The organism is Pontibacter sp. HSC-36F09 (genome assembly GCF_024171605.1).
GTDB lineage: Bacteria > Bacteroidota > Bacteroidia > Cytophagales > Hymenobacteraceae > Pontibacter.
Genome location: NZ_JALKAA010000003.1, coordinates 638,796 through 656,460 on the forward strand (window position 1 = coordinate 638,796; position 17,665 = coordinate 656,460).

16 protein-coding genes are annotated in these 17,665 nt (G+C 49.0%); 9 read left to right on the forward strand and 7 right to left on the reverse strand.

What is annotated here, in order from left to right; all coding sequences use genetic code 11:
• Positions 1–262: 262 nt before the first annotated feature.
• Entirely contained in the window at positions 263–2,455 is a 2,193-nt protein-coding gene (locus tag L1278_RS12710) for a glutamine synthetase III (RefSeq protein ID WP_253404913.1), read from the forward strand.
• A gap of 50 nt (positions 2,456–2,505) precedes the next feature.
• Here the strand turns inward: L1278_RS12710 and L1278_RS12715 are convergent, their stop codons facing one another.
• Positions 2,506–2,868 (reverse strand): hypothetical protein, encoded by a 363-nt coding sequence (locus tag L1278_RS12715; RefSeq protein ID WP_253404915.1) that lies wholly within the window; start codon positions 2,866–2,868, stop codon positions 2,506–2,508.
• Between the two features lie 302 nt (positions 2,869–3,170).
• Between L1278_RS12715 and ispG the strand changes: the two genes are divergently transcribed.
• The 4 genes from ispG (at position 3,171) to L1278_RS12735 (ending at position 6,548) form a co-directional block, all read left to right on the forward strand.
• On the forward strand, positions 3,171–5,144 hold the full coding sequence (gene ispG, locus L1278_RS12720; protein WP_253404917.1) for a (E)-4-hydroxy-3-methylbut-2-enyl-diphosphate synthase: 1,974 nt from the start codon (positions 3,171–3,173) through the stop codon (positions 5,142–5,144).
• 106 nt (positions 5,145–5,250) lie between these two features.
• The gene (locus L1278_RS12725) at positions 5,251–5,415 is read left to right on the forward strand and encodes a DUF6728 family protein (protein WP_018477848.1); all 165 of its coding nucleotides are present in this window, start codon (positions 5,251–5,253) and stop codon (positions 5,413–5,415) included.
• Positions 5,416–5,428: 13 nt separating this feature from the next.
• Positions 5,429–5,773 carry an MmcQ/YjbR family DNA-binding protein gene (locus L1278_RS12730; RefSeq protein ID WP_253404925.1) on the forward strand — a complete coding sequence of 115 codons (345 nt, stop codon included), beginning with the start codon at positions 5,429–5,431 and terminating at the stop codon, positions 5,771–5,773.
• Between the two features lie 268 nt (positions 5,774–6,041).
• Complete coding sequence (locus tag L1278_RS12735) at positions 6,042–6,548, forward strand: MarR family winged helix-turn-helix transcriptional regulator (protein ID WP_253404927.1); 507 nt, start codon at positions 6,042–6,044, stop codon at positions 6,546–6,548.
• A gap of 128 nt (positions 6,549–6,676) precedes the next feature.
• Here the strand turns inward: L1278_RS12735 and L1278_RS12740 are convergent, their stop codons facing one another.
• Positions 6,677–9,610, reverse strand: coding sequence for a leucine--tRNA ligase (locus L1278_RS12740; RefSeq protein ID WP_253404929.1), 2,934 nt, complete (start codon positions 9,608–9,610; stop codon positions 6,677–6,679).
• A 371-nt stretch (positions 9,611–9,981) separates the two neighbouring features.
• On the opposite strand from L1278_RS12740, the gene L1278_RS12745 reads away from it, so the two are divergent.
• Positions 9,982–10,632 (forward strand): DsbA family protein, encoded by a 651-nt coding sequence (locus tag L1278_RS12745; RefSeq protein WP_253404931.1) that lies wholly within the window; start codon positions 9,982–9,984, stop codon positions 10,630–10,632.
• Complete coding sequence (locus L1278_RS12750) at positions 10,629–11,324, forward strand: DUF1003 domain-containing protein (protein WP_253404933.1); 696 nt, start codon at positions 10,629–10,631, stop codon at positions 11,322–11,324. The genes L1278_RS12745 and L1278_RS12750 overlap by 4 nt, the downstream gene beginning before the upstream one ends.
• A 2-nt stretch (positions 11,325–11,326) precedes the next feature.
• On the opposite strand, the gene L1278_RS12755 is transcribed toward L1278_RS12750, so the two are convergent.
• Complete coding sequence (locus tag L1278_RS12755; protein ID WP_253404935.1) at positions 11,327–12,067, reverse strand: spheroidene monooxygenase; 741 nt, start codon at positions 12,065–12,067, stop codon at positions 11,327–11,329.
• 116 nt (positions 12,068–12,183) lie between these two features.
• The gene (locus tag L1278_RS12760) at positions 12,184–12,678 is read right to left on the reverse strand and encodes a pyridoxamine 5'-phosphate oxidase family protein (protein ID WP_253404937.1); all 495 of its coding nucleotides are present in this window, start codon (positions 12,676–12,678) and stop codon (positions 12,184–12,186) included.
• 135 nt (positions 12,679–12,813) lie between these two features.
• Between L1278_RS12760 and L1278_RS12765 the strand changes: the two genes are divergently transcribed.
• On the forward strand, positions 12,814–13,401 hold the full coding sequence (locus L1278_RS12765; RefSeq protein WP_253404939.1) for an ACP phosphodiesterase: 588 nt from the start codon (positions 12,814–12,816) through the stop codon (positions 13,399–13,401).
• 238 nt (positions 13,402–13,639) lie between these two features.
• Here the strand turns inward: L1278_RS12765 and L1278_RS12770 are convergent, their stop codons facing one another.
• The 3 genes from L1278_RS12770 to L1278_RS12780 form a co-directional block, all read right to left on the reverse strand.
• A complete protein-coding gene (locus L1278_RS12770; protein WP_253404941.1) occupies positions 13,640–14,155 on the reverse strand; it encodes a peptidylprolyl isomerase in 516 nt (171 codons plus the stop codon).
• A gap of 123 nt (positions 14,156–14,278) precedes the next feature.
• Entirely contained in the window at positions 14,279–16,219 is a 1,941-nt protein-coding gene (locus tag L1278_RS12775; protein ID WP_253404944.1) for an AAA domain-containing protein, read from the reverse strand.
• A 162-nt stretch (positions 16,220–16,381) separates the two neighbouring features.
• Complete coding sequence (locus L1278_RS12780; protein ID WP_253404946.1) at positions 16,382–16,966, reverse strand: hypothetical protein; 585 nt, start codon at positions 16,964–16,966, stop codon at positions 16,382–16,384.
• Between the two features lie 307 nt (positions 16,967–17,273).
• Here L1278_RS12780 and L1278_RS12785 point away from each other — a divergent pair, with 307 nt between their 5' ends.
• Positions 17,274–17,540 (forward strand): hypothetical protein, encoded by a 267-nt coding sequence (locus tag L1278_RS12785; protein ID WP_253404948.1) that lies wholly within the window; start codon positions 17,274–17,276, stop codon positions 17,538–17,540.
• The last annotated feature ends 125 nt before the right edge of the window (positions 17,541–17,665 follow it).

The following is a 17,665-nucleotide window of genomic DNA, read 5'->3' on the forward strand; positions in this document are numbered from 1 at the left end:
TGCAAATATACAACTTATGCGTCCTCTCTTAAACGCAGCTTCTTCAATTATAATTCAGGACGATAATATTGTAGCTACCTATACCTCTATTTGTGTTTTTAGGTGATATTTTTAATAACACCCCTGAATTAAATAGGGGGCTCTGGAAACATTCTGCTAAAAAACTTGGTTGACCCCCTAAAAAAACACACCCTATCAGATACAACTTATTAATCTGGTTTTTACCTTTGGTCAGATTTTATACCCTAACCTCTTTCTCCCCATGGCAATTCTTCGTTTCAAGGCGCTCGAACTGGTAAGTCAGCGCAAACCGGCAGAGTTAGTGCTGCCTTCCAGTAAAATTTCAGAGTATTATGGAGAAAACGTGCTCGGCTATTCGGCTCTCCGTGCCACCATGTCTACCGAGAATTTCAGACGCCTATGTGCTGCCATTGATGCCGGTGAAAAAGTGGATCGTGTTCTGGCCGATGCTGTGGCTGCTGCCATGAAGACATGGGCCATGAGCAAGGGGGCCACACACTATACGCACTGGTTCCAGCCGCTAACTGGCTCCACAGCCGAAAAGCACGATTCTTTCTTCGACCTGACCAGTGAGGGCGATCCGATCGAGAGCTTCAAGGGAAGTGCCCTGGTGCAGCAGGAGCCAGACGCTTCCTCGTTCCCGAGTGGCGGTATACGCAATACCTTTGAGGCACGTGGCTACACTGCCTGGGACCCGTCCTCGCCAGCCTTCCTTATCGAGAACCATGGCACCCGCACACTGTGTATTCCTACAATTTTCGTTTCCTACACCGGTGAGGCGCTGGACTATAAAACCCCACTGCTAAAATCGTTAAACCTGCTCAACCAGGCCGCTGTGCCGGTTTGTCAGTATTTCGATAAGGAGGTAATGAAAGTGAACACTACACTGGGTATAGAGCAGGAGTATTTCCTGGTGGACCGCGCCTTGTACGAAGCGCGCCCTGACCTGGCGATGACGGGCCGTACCTTGTTTGGTCATGCGCCGGCAAAAGGCCAGCAGCTCGAAGACCATTATTTTGGTTCTATACCTAGCCGCGTACACTCGTTCATGGTAGATTTCGAGAAGTCGGCTCTGAAGTTGGGTATACCATTGCGCACCCGCCACAATGAGGTGGCACCAAACCAGTTTGAGTGTGCCCCAACCTTTGAGGACGCCAACCTGGCCGTTGATCACAACCAGCTGTTGATGGACATTATGGACCGTGTAGCCGAGCGTCATGGGTTTAAAGTATTACTTCACGAAAAGCCTTATAAAGGTGTAAACGGCAGTGGAAAACACAATAACTGGGCAATGAGCACCGACACAGGTGTGAACCTGCTTTCACCTGGCAAAAAGCCAAAGGAAAACCTGCAGTTCCTGACGTTCTTTGTGAACACGGTGATGGCCGTGCACAAGCACGCCGACCTGCTGCGTGCCAGCATCGCCTCTGCCAGCAACGACCACCGTCTGGGTGCCAACGAAGCGCCCCCGGCTATCATGTCGGTATTTGTGGGCCAGCAATTGACAGCAGTGTTAGAGGAACTGGAGCGTACTGCCAAAGTTCCGATGGAGAAGGGCGACAATATGTACCTGAAACTAGGTATAGACAAGATACCGGAGATCCTGCGCGATAACACAGACCGTAACCGTACGTCGCCTTTTGCCTTCACGGGAAATAAGTTTGAGTTCCGTGCCGTAGGCTCTTCTGCCAACAGTTCTTCCTCTATAACTGTGCTGAACACCATCGTAGCCGATCAGCTGATCGACTTCCGGATAGCGGTGGACGATCTGATCGATAACAAGGGCATGAAGAAGGAGCTGGCCATCATTCAGGTGCTGCGCGAGTATGTGGCAGCTTCGAAAGCGATTCGTTTTGAGGGCAACGGCTACTCTAAAGAATGGGAGGATGAAGCTGCCAAACGTGGTTTGTCCAACATCAAATCCACGCCTCGTGCATTGGATGTATACAGCAGTGAAGAAGTGCAGGACCTGTTCGCGCGCCACAACATCCTTTCCAGAAAAGAGCTGCACGCCCGCCACGAGATCCTGCTGGAAGATTACATCAAGAAAATCCAGATTGAGTCACGCGTTATGGGCGACCTCGCCTTCAACCACGTAATTCCGACGGCTGTTGCCTATCAGAACAAGCTGATCCAGAACATTCGCGGCCTGAAGGACCTGGGGCTGGAAGATGAATTCACCGAATCCACGCTAGACTCAATCAAGCGTATATCCCGCCATATCAAAACGATCCAGACCAATGCCGTTGATATGATCCAGCATCGTAAGGTGGCTAATAAGATTGAAAATGTACGCGAGAAGGCGATTTTCTACAACGAGGAAGTAATGCCTTATTTTGAGGCCATCCGTACGAGTGTAGATAAACTAGAGCTGATGGTGGACGACGAGGATTGGCCACTGGTAAAATACCGCGAGCTGATGTTCAGACGCTAAACCAATATCCTGTAAATAAAAAGAGCGCCTGCATTAGGCGCTCTTTTTATTTAGCTTCTGTTCCTGATCCAGCCGACGACTTCACCTGTTACTTTGGCCAGTATGATAGGCAAAAGTACTATTACAAGGGCAGTAGCAATGACCGGCCTGAGCCCCATCCGCATGATCAGTTTCCTGACGGCCTTGCTGCGTAGTTCGTCTAATACATACCTGCCGGCCCGGGTCATCGGTTTCCCTTTCAGCACTTCTAGTACACCACGCCAGTTGCCATGTTCAATTTGTCGTTTCAAAAAGCCCAGTACGGTATCTTTGGTGATCAGGAAGGCTTCACCCAGCTGCTCCTGCCGCAGTTTGCCCCAATGCAGGAGGGAACGGAACTTGACATCTGCGTTTTTAGGTATATAGGCACTCATATGTATCATTTTGTTTTACCTCTTAAGTTGATTATCCTGTTCAGGTTCACTATGTTATAAATAGCTTAAACGTTAGATTAGGCGTTTTATACAACAATATACTGATAATTTCTATACCCGGCTATACCTGAGCAGAGGTTAGAGACTGACAGGTTATGCGAAACTGCCACAAAACTTGCGATGCTTACCTCTCTTTAAAATAATGATGCTAAATTTACGCTGCATGCCTGTTGAACAAAGCAGGTCTGAAATAAGTTAAGAGAACGAAGCTTTAGCGAAGGCCTGGAAGGCCTCATGTATATATGAACAAGATCTATTGTCCCAGCCTGACAGAGTATAAACGCAGAGAAACCATCGAAGTACAGATTGGCGAGGTGCCGATGGGCGCCCATCACCCGATCAGGGTGCAATCCATGACGACCGTGGACACCATGGACACACTGGGTTCCGTGGAGCAGTGTATCCGGATGATCGAGGCGGGCTGTGAATACATCCGCATTACGGCGCCAAGCATCAAGGAGGCCGAAAACTTGCGTCTCATCAAAGCCGAATTGCGCCGCCGTGGGTATAATACCCCCTTGGTAGCCGACATTCACTTTACACCAAATGCCGCTGAGGTGGCTGCCCGTATCGTGGAGAAGGTGCGCATCAACCCGGGCAACTATGCCGATAAGAAGAAGTTTGAGGTAATTGAGTACAACGACCAAACCTATCAGGCTGAGTTGGACCGCATACGCGAGCGCTTTGTGCCGCTGGTGCGCATTTGCAAAGAACACGGCACGGCTATGCGCATCGGTACAAACCATGGCTCTCTTTCCGACCGCATCCTAAGCCGCTATGGCGATACGCCACTAGGTATGGTGGAGAGCGCACTGGAGTTTTTGCGCATCTGTGAAGACGAGCAGTATTATAATATCGTCATCTCGATGAAAGCTTCGAACACGCAGGTGATGGTGCAGGCCTACCGCCTGCTGGTGCAGAAGCTGGAAGAGGAGGGACTGAAGCCCTACCCATTGCACCTGGGTGTAACAGAAGCCGGAGAGGCTGAAGATGGCCGAATTAAGTCGGCAGTAGGTATAGGCACCTTGCTGGAGGACGGACTGGGTGACACCGTGCGCGTGTCCCTGACAGAAGCGCCGGAAGCCGAGGCCCCGGTGGCCAAAGCACTCATCGACCGCTATACCTACCGGGCTGAAAAAGCTAAGCCGATCAAGCCACTCTGCAATATCCCGATCGACCCGTTTCAATACCATCGCCGGGAAACGGCGGAAGTAGAGAATGTGGGACATCAGAATGTGCCGCGTGTGCTGGCTGACCTAAGCCAGTTGCGCGATGTACAATACGCTGACCTGAAAAGTGTCGGGCACTTATACTCGATGCTGCTCGACAAATTCAATATGAACGATCTGGGAGCCGACTTCATCTATACCGGCGACCACCCGATCAACTTCATGCTGCCGAACGGTCTGAAGGAAATCATCAACTATGTGCCCTGGCAATTAGTGGAAGACCAGGAGCATCGGCATCCTTTGCTCACGGTAAAGCAATACCTGGAGGCTACCCAACTTCATCCGGAGCTGAATTTCATAGAAGCCGATATCAACGGTATTTCTGATGATTTGATGGAGCGGTTGAAAACTGACCATACGGCTGTGCTCGTGGTGTGTACCAACAATGAGCACGCCATGCCGGAACTACGCAAATGTTTCTTCCGCCTGATGAACAACGGTGTCAGCACGCCGGCCATCATCAAGCGTTCCTACGGTGCCTTAACGACGGATGAAGTACAACTGTACGCTTCCACAGATGTTGGTGGCTTGCTGATCGATGGACTCGGGGATGGCATCATGCTGGGCACAGAACTATTGCCAGCACAAGAGAAAGGCGCTTGGTTAAGCACAATTGAGAAACTGAACAACCTGAGCTTCGGTATTCTGCAGGCTGCCCGTACCCGCATGAGCAAAACCGAGTACATCAGTTGCCCAAGCTGCGGCCGTACTCTGTTCGACTTGCAGGAAACCACTGCCATGATCCGCAAAAGAACCGATCACCTGAAAGGTGTGAAGATCGGAATCATGGGCTGCATTGTTAACGGTCCGGGTGAGATGGCCGACGCGGATTATGGCTATGTGGGTGTCGGGAAAGACAAGATTGCGCTGTATCGCGGACAAACTGTTGTCAAGAAATCTGTACCTGCCGACAGGGCGGTAGATGAATTGATCGAGTTGATCCGGGAGGATGAGAAGTGGATTGAACCTGTGCAGTTGGAAGCGTAGTGGTATAGCTAATGCTACCATACAGGTCAACAGATTGATTTAAAGTAATGTAAGTGGTTGTAGGTATAGTAGCCCGCCATGTTTTTAAAATATTAATTACCGCACAATGAAAGGATTATTTGACTTTACAGAGGTGGCTACCTACTTCTTTCGAAAAAAAGACCCGAATCGGAAGACTAATTTCAACCTCCGGGCCATGCACACCATCAACAAGATCTCGATTCTGATGTTTTTGGCGGCCATGGTTTACTTCGTTATCAAGCACTGGTAATCAGCTTTCCGTCGTGAACATCGAAGACTTAAGGGATTACTGTCTGGCAAAACCGGGAACCACCGAGGAGATGCCTTTTGACCAAGACACACTTGTATTTAAAGTAAGCGGTAAAATGTTTGCTCTTTGTAGCCTGTCTGAGTATGAGAAAGGTATAGCCTTGAAATGTGATCCGGAGCAGGCCGTTCTTTTGCGGGAGCAGTATAGCCAGATCCTGCCCGGCTACCATATGAGTAAGAAGCACTGGAACACTGTAATTCCTGAAGCAGGCTTGCCACTGGAGTTTATCAAATCATTGATCGACCTGTCTTATACCTTGGTCGTGGCCAAATTACCTAGAGCGCAGAAGCCTGCCTAGATAATAAAGTCAAGAAATATCGTTACAACAATAATTTTTCTTGCTCCAGAATCTGCCTCAAAAAATATGAATCCCGCATAAACCAGCATTGTATTATAACATAAGATGCACCCAGCTGCCTGTTTTTGAGTGTTTTGTCTGAAAAAGTCTCTGAAAGAATTTAAATGAAGATTTTAGTGTAAAATAGTTGATGTGAAGATTGTAACATATACAAAAGTTTATATGTATATTAAGATCATTTTCGCAACTATTCACCCTAAATCTCACTATGCACTCTCAACAAGGAGTAGGCGTTTTTGCCTACAGAAACGAATGGCAACATGCTAGTCTACACATTATCCTAACAAACAGTTTGCTGCTTAACAGTTACGAAGAGTTTTTTAGAAAGCATGACGTAACAGGCCAGCAATACAACATTCTTCGCATCTTACGCGAGCACTATCCTAAGCCAGTTTCCACTTCGGTTTTGCGCAATAATATGCTCGACAAGATGTCAGACACTTCCCGACTGGTTGGCCGCCTCAAAACCAAAGGACTGGTGGAAGTAGAGCGTAACAGCACTGATAAGCGTCTGGTGAACATCGTAATCTCCGACAAGGGCTTCAGGCTGTTGGATCATATCGGAAATAACCTGTATAAGCTTGATAACCTGCTACAGGGACTGACCGAGGAAGAGGCAACCACACTGTCCAGCCTGCTGGCTAAAGCACGGGAGTCGATCTCTAGTGCAGAGGTACGTCTTTCCGCTGCTCTACAGTTGAATGAAGTAGTGTAAAAAAACATCTCACCACATGACAAGGATAGCTCAACAGGCTATCCTTTTTTTTTGCTACTAAAAACCAAAAGCCGCCAGATTTGGGGTCTTAGCGGCTTTTGGAAAAGTTAGTGGTAAGATGGAACTCCTTATACCACCACGTTGATGATTTTGTTAGGGACGATAATCACTTTCTTTGGTGTTTTTCCTTCCAAAAACTTTACAATCTGCTCATCCGCCAGCACCGCCTGCTCCATCTCTTCACGTGGTGCATCAATGGCAAAGGCTAACTTTCCGCGAGTCTTGCCGTTCACGGATACCGGGTACTCAAACGTATTCTCTACCAAATGCTTTTCATCCCAGGCCGGGAACGGAGCGAACGTGATACTTTCGGTGTGCCCCAGTTTTTCCCAAAGCTCCTCCGCGATATGCGGGGCATAAGGCGCCAGCGCAATGGTCAACGGCTCCAGAATGGCCCGCTTGTTCGTCTTGAGGGGTGTTAACTCATTTACACAAATCATGAACGTGGCAACGGAGGTATTGAACGAGAAGCGCTCAATGTCTTCCTCCACCTTCTTCACGGTTTTGTGTAGAGATTTTAACTCTGCAGCTGTTGGTTCGTCGTCTGACACGGCAAAATTGCCTTCGTTATCATGGAAGAGCTTCCAGAACCGTTTCAGGAATTTGGTGACACCGTCCATGCCATGTGTATTCCAGGGCTTGAACTGCTCCAGCGGCCCCAGGAACATCTCGTACATACGCAGGGTGTCAGCCCCGTTGCGCTCCACCAGTATATCCGGGTTCACCACGTTGTACTTCGACTTCGACATCTTCTCGATCTCGACTCCACAGATGTACTTGCCGTCTTCGAGTATAAACTCAGCTTCGGAATTCTCTGGTCTCCACGCTTTGAAAGCTTCCAAGTCCAGTTCATCATTCTCCACGATGTTCACATCCACGTGAAGTTGAGATATCTTCGAACCTTTTAGATCATATGCTCTTAGTGAGCTATCATTGATAAGACTCTTATACTTATCTGATATTTTAGAAATCACACTCGAAAAGTATTCTTTATCGTGATCACTAAGTTGACCTTTTTCATATTTCGAAGCTATATTTTGTGAGACGTAAATAGGTGGTAGATTAATCTCCTTGTTAGGATCATCTACATTCCACAAAATGTTTAATCTATACACAAAATTTGACCGACCCTGGATCATACCCTGGTTGATCAGCTTTTTGAACGGCTCCTGTTCTACTACCAACCCCAGATCGAACATGAACTTGTTCCAGAAGCGGGAGTAGAGGAGGTGACCGGTCGCGTGCTCGGCACCACCCATGTATAGATCCACATTTCGCCAATACTCAACTTTGGCCTTGTCGGCGAAGGCCTGGTCATTTTGCGGGTCCATGTAGCGGTACCAGTACCAGCTCGAACCAGCCCAACCCGGCATAGTGCTCAGTTCATATTCATACTGGTCCTTGTATTTCCAATCAACCGCGCGGCCGAGTGGCGGCTCTCCTGTTTCAGTTGGCAGGTAGGCGTCGATCTTCGGCAACTCAAGTGGCAGCTCGTTTTCGTCCAGCAAGTGCGGTATACCGTCTTTAAAGTAAACGGGTACCGGTTCCCCCCAGTAGCGCTGCCGGCTAAACACAGCATCGCGCATACGGTATTGCGTTCTTCCTTTACCAACGCCCAGTTCTTCGGCTTTGGCTATACCTGCGGAAATGGCTTCTTTCACGTTCAGCCCGTCCAGGAAACCGGAGTTGATGATCTTTCCTTCTTTAGCAGCATAGGCTTCTTCTTCCAGATTGCCACCGGCTACAACTTCCCTGATCGGCAATTTAAAATGTTTGGCAAAAGCATAGTCGCGCGAGTCGTGCCCTGGAACGGCCATCACGGCACCGGTGCCGTACCCAGCCAGCACATAATCCGCGATCCAGATCGGCACACGCTCTTCAGAGATAGGGTTGATGGAATAGGCTCCTGTAAACACACCGCTTACGGTTTTCACATCCGTCATACGCTCGCGCTCCGAACGGTTTTTGGCTACGTTTACATAGCGCTCCACTTCAGCACGCTGGGCTTCGGTCGTAATTTCATTTACCAGTTCGTGCTCCGGAGCAAGTACTACAAAGGTGGCACCGTAGATCGTATCGATACGGGTCGTGAATACCTTGATCTTCTCGGAAGCACCTCCCTCTATGGCGAAGTCCAGCTCGGCACCTACGGACTTACCGATCCAGTTGCGTTGCATTTCCTTCACGGGTTCCGGCCAGTCTATACCTTCCAGGCCCTGCAACAGGCGTTCGGCGTAGGCAGTGATGCGCATCATCCACTGGCGCATCAGTTTGCGCTCCACCGGATAACCACCGCGCTCCGATACGCCGCCCACTACTTCGTCGTTGGCCAGCACCGTTCCCAGGGCAGGGCACCAGTTGACCACAGCATCGGCTACGTAGGTCAGCCTGTACTTCAGGAGCATCTGCGCTTTCTCCTGCCCGTTCATGGCGTTCCATTCTTCAGCTGTGAAAGCCGGAGTGTCCTCGTCGCAGGCGGCATTTATACCTGCGTTTCCATTTGCTTCGAACGATGCGATCAGCTTGTCGATGGACTCTGCTTTGTCAGCCGCGTAATTATAGTAGCTGTTGAAGAGCTGCATGAAGATCCATTGCGTCCATTTGTAATAGCTCGGATCAGAGGTGCGAACTTCGCGCTCCCACTCGTAAGAGAAGCCAATATTCTTCAGCTGTTCGATGTAACGGCCAATGTTCTGCTCGGTCGTGATGGCCGGGTGCTGCCCGGTCTGGATGGCATATTGCTCGGCTGGCAGACCAAAGTCGTCGAAGCCCATGGGGTGCAGCACGTTAAACCCTTTGGCGCGTTTGTAGCGGCTCACAATGTCAGAGGCGATGTAGCCGAGTGGGTGCCCTACATGCAGGCCCGCACCAGAAGGGTAGGGGAACATATCCAGCACATAGTACTTCGGTTTGTCGGTGTTTTCTGTGGCTTTAAACGTCTGATTCTCTTCCCAGTAGCGCTGCCACTTTTTCTCAATCTGATTGAAATTATACTCTGACATAGTTTCTCGTGTATTCGCTTGATCAAAACAAGCTGCTAAGATACGTTAAATGGCTAAATTGTTAAATGGTTGAATTGTTTATTGTTGAATTGCTGAATTGTTAGGGGTTGCTGGTTATGCGACAGGTATAGGCTTAGGGCAACTTCCTGGCTGTTTAAACAGGTAGTAAAGAGGTAACAGGTATCCCCAGGATTGTTCGTTCGAATTGTAATGGAGAAGATATTATCAGTTTACAGAAATACAAATTATCAAAAATCAGAACGCTTGCACAATATCCAAACAATTAGCTATCTAACAATTCAACCATTTAACAATTTAGCCATTTAACAATCAAAAAAGTACCTTTGCAATCTGAAGCAAAACAGAAAAAAATGGAAAAATACGACTTGCTGGATGTGCCGCACCTGATCTATGTGATGGACCCGATGTGCTCCTGGTGCTACGGATTTGCACCGGTGCTGCATCAGCTCAAAAAAGAACAGGAAGGCAAGCTGAACTTCAAGCTGGTGCTCGGCGGTTTGCGTCCGGGCACGACGGAGCCAATGGGTGATGAGATGAAAGCGGCGGTGCAGCAACACTGGCAGGAAGTGGGGAAGGCCACCGGACAGCCTTTCGATTTAGATTTTTTTGAGCGCGACACTTTTGTTTACGACACAGAACCCGCTTGCCGGGCCGTAGTGACCATGCGCTACCTGCAGCCGGAGAAAGAATTGGAGATGGCCGAAGAAGTGCAGCGCGCTTTTTATGCCCGCAACAACGACGTGACCAAAGCCGAGGTGCTGGCTGAGATCGCGCTGGGACTGGGTATAGCGGAAGACACTTTCCTGGAGAAGTTTCACTCCAATGAAATGAAAGAGAAGGCTCAACAGGATTTCCTGATCGCCCGTCACCTGCAGGCCAATGCCTTTCCGAGCGTATACCTGCTCGTTGGCCACAACTTGAGTCTGCTGAGTCGTGGCTATCGCCTGTACGATGCTATGATAGCCAAGCTGGAAGAAGCGCTCAAAGCAAGCAGGGCATGAAAACCGCCGTCTGTCACCTCACCAAAAAGCAACTCCCTTTAAATCAACTGGCGCTGGGAGCTACCATCCGGCGGCCGATTTTTCAGCTGATTCAGGCCGACTACCCGGACTTTACTGACGGGTCGTATGTGGCGATAGGCAATATGAACTTGTACCGCAAAAAGTACATGGAGCAAATGCTGGAAAAAGAACTCGGTGAGATTTCAGAGCTTGAAAAGGAGGTGCTCGACAGCATTCAGGAAAACGAACTCTTATCAAACAACATCGAGGAGGAACTACGGGAAAATCTATCGGTTGGAGACCGGATGGCCGATCGGATTGCGACGTTTGGTGGTAGCTGGACCTTCATTATGGCTTTTTTCGGGTTCATTCTGGTCTGGATGCTGGTGAACGCATACCTGCTTGCCACGCGCTCTTTTGACCCATACCCCTTTATATTACTCAACCTGATCCTGTCTTGTCTGGCGGCCATTCAGGCGCCCATCATCATGATGAGTCAGAACCGCAAAGAGGCAAAAGACCGGCAGCGCTCTGAGTATGACTACAAAGTAAACCTGAAAGCGGAGTTGGAGATACGCCTGCTGCATGAAAAGATCGACCACCTGATCGTGCACCAGAACCAGCGCTTACTCGAAATTCAGGAGATTCAAATAGACCTGATGGAGGATATCCTGAACCGGTCCAGAAAATAGGCTTAACGTAAGGTATTGCTGATTACTTTGGCTAGTGGGTCAGCCCCGTTCCACAAGCCTTGGGTTTCGACAGGTATAAAACGGGCAAAAAGCTCTTCGCTATACCAATTCTCAGCGCGTGTGCGTTTGATCACCTCTTTGTGTAGCGCGCTTTGGTAGGCGTAGGCTTTCATGGCTTCCATCGACTCCCACACACTGAACGTAGCCTGCCGGATAAGCGGAATCTCACCCAGCCCAATTGAACAGATCAGCCCCTTTGCTTCTTCCAATGACTTGCTCACTTTAGGGGTGAAGCGCCAGAACTGTGGCAAGGCCCGCCAGTTAATAGAAGCCCGGGTGAGCACCGCAACCGGACCATCGTGCTGTTTTTCTGACAACTGCGGCGTAAAGGGTTGTACCCCATCCCAGAGTCCGTGCGCCTGTGTCGGCAGCAGTTTCACGGTCCAGATCTCGGAGGCGTGCAAACGGTACTCCAGTATTAACTCGGAGCGCTCCAAAAATTCGTCGGCTGCCTCTTCACTTTCCCAAGTGCACATCAGTCCATACCTTCTGAAGTTAGGCTTTATGCTGAAGCCTTTGCCTTGGCCGCTGCCAAGCAATTTGTGAAATAATAAACCGGGAACATGATTTAGTTCGGCTCCTTTGGTGCCCATTTGGGCCAAACCCCAACGGATATGGCCTTTCCGAAAACCGAAAAGCGTCAGTGTGGTAAGTCTGTCAGACTGTGTTGTAACTCGTCGCAAGGGGTTCGGTATTAAATAGTAAGTACAAATGCAATCTACAAAAGGAATAAATCAAAAACACCTGCCTAACGGAAATGTTTGGCAGGTGTTTCCTTTATTTTAACCTGGCGCTATGCCTATAGGTTGATCTTCTTATTCTCGCCCGGATCGTAGCTTTCGCCAGACAATGTTGCCTTCACGAAACCGATCAGGTGGGTAACAGCACTATTGGGAGAGTCCCAGTATTCAGCCTTTTCAATGTCTACTCTGATCAGACCGATGTTCGGGTCATCTTTCCCGCCCTTGAACCAGGCCTTCAATTCCGGTGACCAAAGCTCTTCTATCTTGGCTCTGTCCTTGCTTAGCTTCGCCTTTCCTGAAATAGAAACATAGACATTGTCCGATGGCTTTGAATAGCTCAGATTGACGTGGGAGTCGTGCACGATTTCCTGGGACTTGCCTGATTCATAACCTGTAAAAAACCATATCACCCCATCTTCACTTATTTTTTGAGTGCTCATGGGGCGGCTTCTCAGACTTCCATCGTCATCAATAGTCGTCATCATGGTATAATCAATGTCCTTAACCAAGTCTATCAGCTTATTCAGATTCTCTTTTTGTTCGTTATTCATAGTGATATGTTGTAAATTGGATTTGTATTTGAGTACGGGTGCTTTCGCCAAAGAGTTTGTTAGCCTCTGCCAAATTTCCTACAACCAGGCATCGAGCAAGATGTTTAAATAAATACGTAATCACGCCGAACTGATTTGAACTACCTGGCCCATATTTTTCTCTCCGGCGACGACGAAGCGCTCATGATAGGTAATTTTATTGCAGATGCCGTGAAGGGGAAACAGCTGGAGCTATACCCGGAAGGTATAGCCCGGGGTATCCGACTGCACCGCCTGATAGATACCTATACCGACACACACCCGGTCGTGAGTGAGACCAAAGCCCGCCTGCGCCCGCACTTCCGCAAATACGCTCCGGTGGTGGCCGATCTGTACTTCGACCACTTCCTGGCCAGGCGATTTGCTGAATTTTCTGCTGAACCTTTGGAAGCTTATACCTCCCGCGTCTATACCTTAATCAACCAGCAATTGCCAAATTTACCGGAGCGGGTACAGTACTTTTTCCCTTACATGATGCGGCAGAACTGGCTTCTTTCGTATGCCGAAGTTACAGGTATAGCACAAGCCCTTGGTGGATTGAGCCGTCGCACTTCCTTTGAGTCAGGTATGGAAAGGGCAGGAGAGGAGTTGCTGGAAAACTATACCTTGTACGATGCAGATTTTTCGCTCTTTTTCCCGGAGCTGATCGCCTATGTAGAGGAGGTGCTGCCGGAGTTAAGGTGATTATTTTGACAAAGGATTTTGTGACAGAGGGCAAAGGACTTTCCGGAAGGGCTTGAATCTACTTAGGAAAGTATAAGAACAGAGTTCAGTTCATCTCATTCAAGGTTGTACCTGCCATACCTTTAAAACGAAAAAGAGCCGCTATACCTGCGGCTCTTTTTTGTGTTTAGCAATTCAGCTTTTGACAAAGTCCCTTGTCCAATAGTCCTTTGTCGAAAAAATCTTTTATCAAATAGGATTAATGGTGATGCACACCGCCTTCGCCGTGCACGTGTCCGTGGTCCAGCTCTTCAGTAGTTGCTTCGCGCACTTTTTCTACTTTGCCTTTGAAGTAAAGCTCTTTGCCGGCCAGCGGATGGTTAAAATCCATCAGAATGGCGTTTTCTTTTACTTCGGCTACACGGCCCTGCAGCTGGTTGCCCTCGCTGTCCGCCATCGGAATGAAGTTACCTACTTCCAGCATGTTCTCCGGAATACCGCCTTCTACTTCAAATACACTCATTGGCAATTCAACTACTGCGTTCTGGTCGAACTCACCGTAACCTGCTTCTGAGTCCAGTTTAAATTCGAAATCGTCACCTGCACTTTTGCCGTCCAGGTTTTCTTCGAACTGTTCTGGCAGGCCGCTCAAGCCGTATATGAACACCATTGGATTTTCTGTATTAGCAGTTTCAACGAGGGTTTGCTGACCGCCTTCGCTCTGAATATGAAGCTCGTAAGTAAGCGTCACCACTCTGTTTTTTTCAATTTTCATTATGTTGTGTTTTGGTTTGGTATCAGAAAGGTAAAAAGATTTACCGGAGAAGCATAACCCCTGCGGCTTAACTTGCTTGACCTTCTGACGATGAATAAATTAAAATCTAAACTTATACCTACGCTAAGGAAGGCTCTCAGTTAACTCCCAGGCACTTTTATAGGCTCCAATGCTTTCGACATAAGCGATCAAGCTAGCGAAAAACGGGTTAGTTGAAAGCGTAGCACTATCGCCTACAATGATCAGCTTGCGACGGGCGCGGGTCATGCCCACGTTCATGCGCCTTTCGTCCGCCAAAAAGCCGATTTCACCCCGCTCGTTGCTGCGCACCAGGCTCATGCAAATGATATCGCGCTCCTGCCCCTGAAAGCTGTCCACGGTGCCAATGCTCAGCTGGCGTTTCTGGTGCAAATCGTGCAGACGTGGAGTATGCTCCACTTTGTCCTGTAGGTAGTTGATCTGGGCACGGTAAGGCGCAATTACCCCAATCTTCAGCGGAGCTACTTCAGCCTCCTCGTCGTAGTCCTTCAACAGATTCGATAGGTGGTTGATCAAAAGGTCTCCCTCTTCTGGGTTGGCAGAACTCATGGTGTCGGGCATCTCCGCTTCGTTATACCCGCAACCTGCTGTGTCGATAAACTCCACGGCCATGTCAGGTGCGAAGATCGGGCTATACCCGTGCAGCTCGGCACTGTGCACGCTTTCGTGTGCCACCAGTTCGCCACCGTAAAATTGCTGGTTCGAGAACTGCATGATGTGGTGGTGCATGCGGTACTGCGTCTTCAGCATCACTGATACCTCCGGTTGCCGGTTGATGCACTTCTCAAACAGGGTCACGCTCAGTCCACCTCTTTCCGCATCCAGTGACTTGATAGTAGGAGGCAACTGGCAGTGGTCACCAGCCAGCACGACACGGTTGGTGCGGCTGATCGGAATCCAGCAGGCCGGCTCCAGAGCCTGTGCCGCCTCGTCAATGAATACAGTGTCGTAGGTGAGGTGACGGATGGCTTTGTTGGCCGCGCCCACTAATGTACAGGTGATGACCTGCACATTGTCCAGCAGATCGTCGGTGATGTAGTGTTCCACATTGTCGGCTTCCTCGAGCAGGCGGTGGCTTTCGTTTTTATAAAGCTGGCGCTGCGCGCGCTCCTGGTGGCCGAATTTGCGTTTGAACTGGTAAGCCATGCGCTTGTACTCTTCAGCCGTCTTCCGCAGATTTTTGAGATCTTTGTAAGCCCGGTGCGCCATCACCTGCGCATCCAGGGTATGCTCCAGCAGTACATCCGACACACGAGACGGATTGCCAATGCGGATCACGTTCACGCCTTCAATGGCGAGCTTCTCGGTCAAAAGGTCAACGGCTGTGTTGGAAGGAGCAGTCACCAGCAGTCGTTTCTGCGATTTCAGGGTATGGAGGATGGCCTGCACCAGCGTGGTAGTCTTGCCTGTGCCCGGAGGTCCGTGAATGATAGCCACATCTTTGGCCTGCGCAATTTTCTGCACAGCTTCATTCTGAGACTCGTTCAGGGCCTGGATCTCCTCCAGCTTCTCATCAGTGAAAGTAGCGGGCTTTATACCTAGCATGATGTCGCGGAGCTCGGCCAGACGTGTACCCTTCGCTTCCTGCACCTTCTTCATGGCGATCTCCATCTCGCGGTAGCTGATCTCATCAAAAGTCAGCTCGATGCCCAAGCGACCGGCATCCACCCAATCAGGAAGGTCTTCTTTGTTGGTGGCCAGGATAACCTTGTTGCGTTTGACGCCCAGCACCACGCCGCTCAGGCTGGCTTTTTCACCACCGTTCGTAAAAAGAGAAGCTGTTTTGCCGGGCTGGAAAAGGTGCAGCTGATCGCGGTCGGAGGTTCGCTCCAGTTCAATCACCACCTTGTTGCCGAAACCAATCTCCTCTTTAGAGATTACAACCGGATACCAGCAAAGGCCCATTTGTTTGCGCTCCGTTATGGAGCTTTTCAGTGCCTTCAGTTTGTACTGCTGCCGGTCTTCTTCCTGTTCAATTTTCAGCAGGTCCTGTACCTGCCGCAGTTCTTCAAAAATGTCGATCATGCTTATCTAAAAAAGAAAGGCTGGGTACGAAGCGCCAGCCTTTTCCGTAGCTTTTGTCTTGTTCTTCCATACCTGAAAAGGTATCGTTTTATAACAAAAAGCGTGAGCCAAATAATTCCGCTGTAACAGGCTGTTTCTTATACCTGTGGCAGCTATACGACTTTAGGCCTTCTTACGTTTTTTAGGTGCCTTCTTGGTGCTCAACCTAACCTGCAAGAAGACTGCGTATAGGAAAAAGAGGAGCGCAGCACCACCCAGAATAGCAATTACACGGTCTTTACCATAACGTACCTCGTCGGTTGCTTTCAATTGCTCTTTCAGGTCCAAAATAACACGCTCGCGTTTCTTGGCCTGACTCTCGAGCGTGCTGATCTGCCCTTTCAGGTCGGTGATCTGGTTATTGATCAGGCGCTCGTCCTGTTGGATCATTTTACCTGCCCGCTGGCTCTCCACAGTGCTTTCGGCAATTCTACGCACACTGGCCTCCTTTACAGCCGAGATCAGTTCAGAATCTTTGCGGATGATCTCTTTGAGGGTATCGATGATGTTGAGGAGGTCTTTTTTGGATTGCTTGCCCCAGAAATTGCTGTTTTGCCCGCTGTAATACTGGTATTCCAGAATAAGCTGTTCACGCTCACCCATCAGACGGCTGAGTTTGTCTTCCTGCGGTGTTGTTTGTTCCTGTGCCTGCGCGCCCACAAACCAAAGGCAGCAAATAAAAATAGCCAGTAGTTTCTTCATCATCATAAAAAAGGGAAATGCTTTAATCTATCACGCAAATATGGCCATCCTTATTGGATTAGGCACAAATTATTTTTTGTTTAATCCCTAGAAACAGAGAAGGAGTAAAGGCAAAAGCTCAAGGTCACTCACCATAGTCTGTGTCAGGGATAATTTCGCGACAAATGGTTCTCACGGGTAGGTAAATAGCTGGTTCTGTGGCGGAAGAGCTTAAAAAGTGATGTGAGTCATTTTGTCAATTCGGTTAGAGGTGTATATTTACTGTACAGTTTAAGTTTAGTATGCTGTTAACCTTATTGATTGACCCACTGATATGAAGAAACTCTTTTTAGCCCTGGCACTGGCAGGATTTGTTGGTGCCGGAATGGCCACACCAGCCCTCGCCTGCGAAGGCGGCAAATGCAAAATGGAACATGCCGGCAAAGATGGCAAAACCAAAAAAGGCGAGAAAGCCGGGTCCTGCCATATGATGGAAGCTTCCGCCACAGCCAAAGAAGACGGCAAATCTACGGCTTCGTGCTGTGCCAAAAAGGATGCGCCCAAGGCTGAAGATGCTAAAGAAATAAAGAACCAGCGTTAGACATGGTAGAGATTTAGAAGAGGACTTGCTGATATTTCAGTAAGTCCTCTTTTCATTTCAGGTATACCGGTCATGATTCGGAAGGTTTGTGACCTAATGCCATTAAGTTTTAGAATAATGGACTC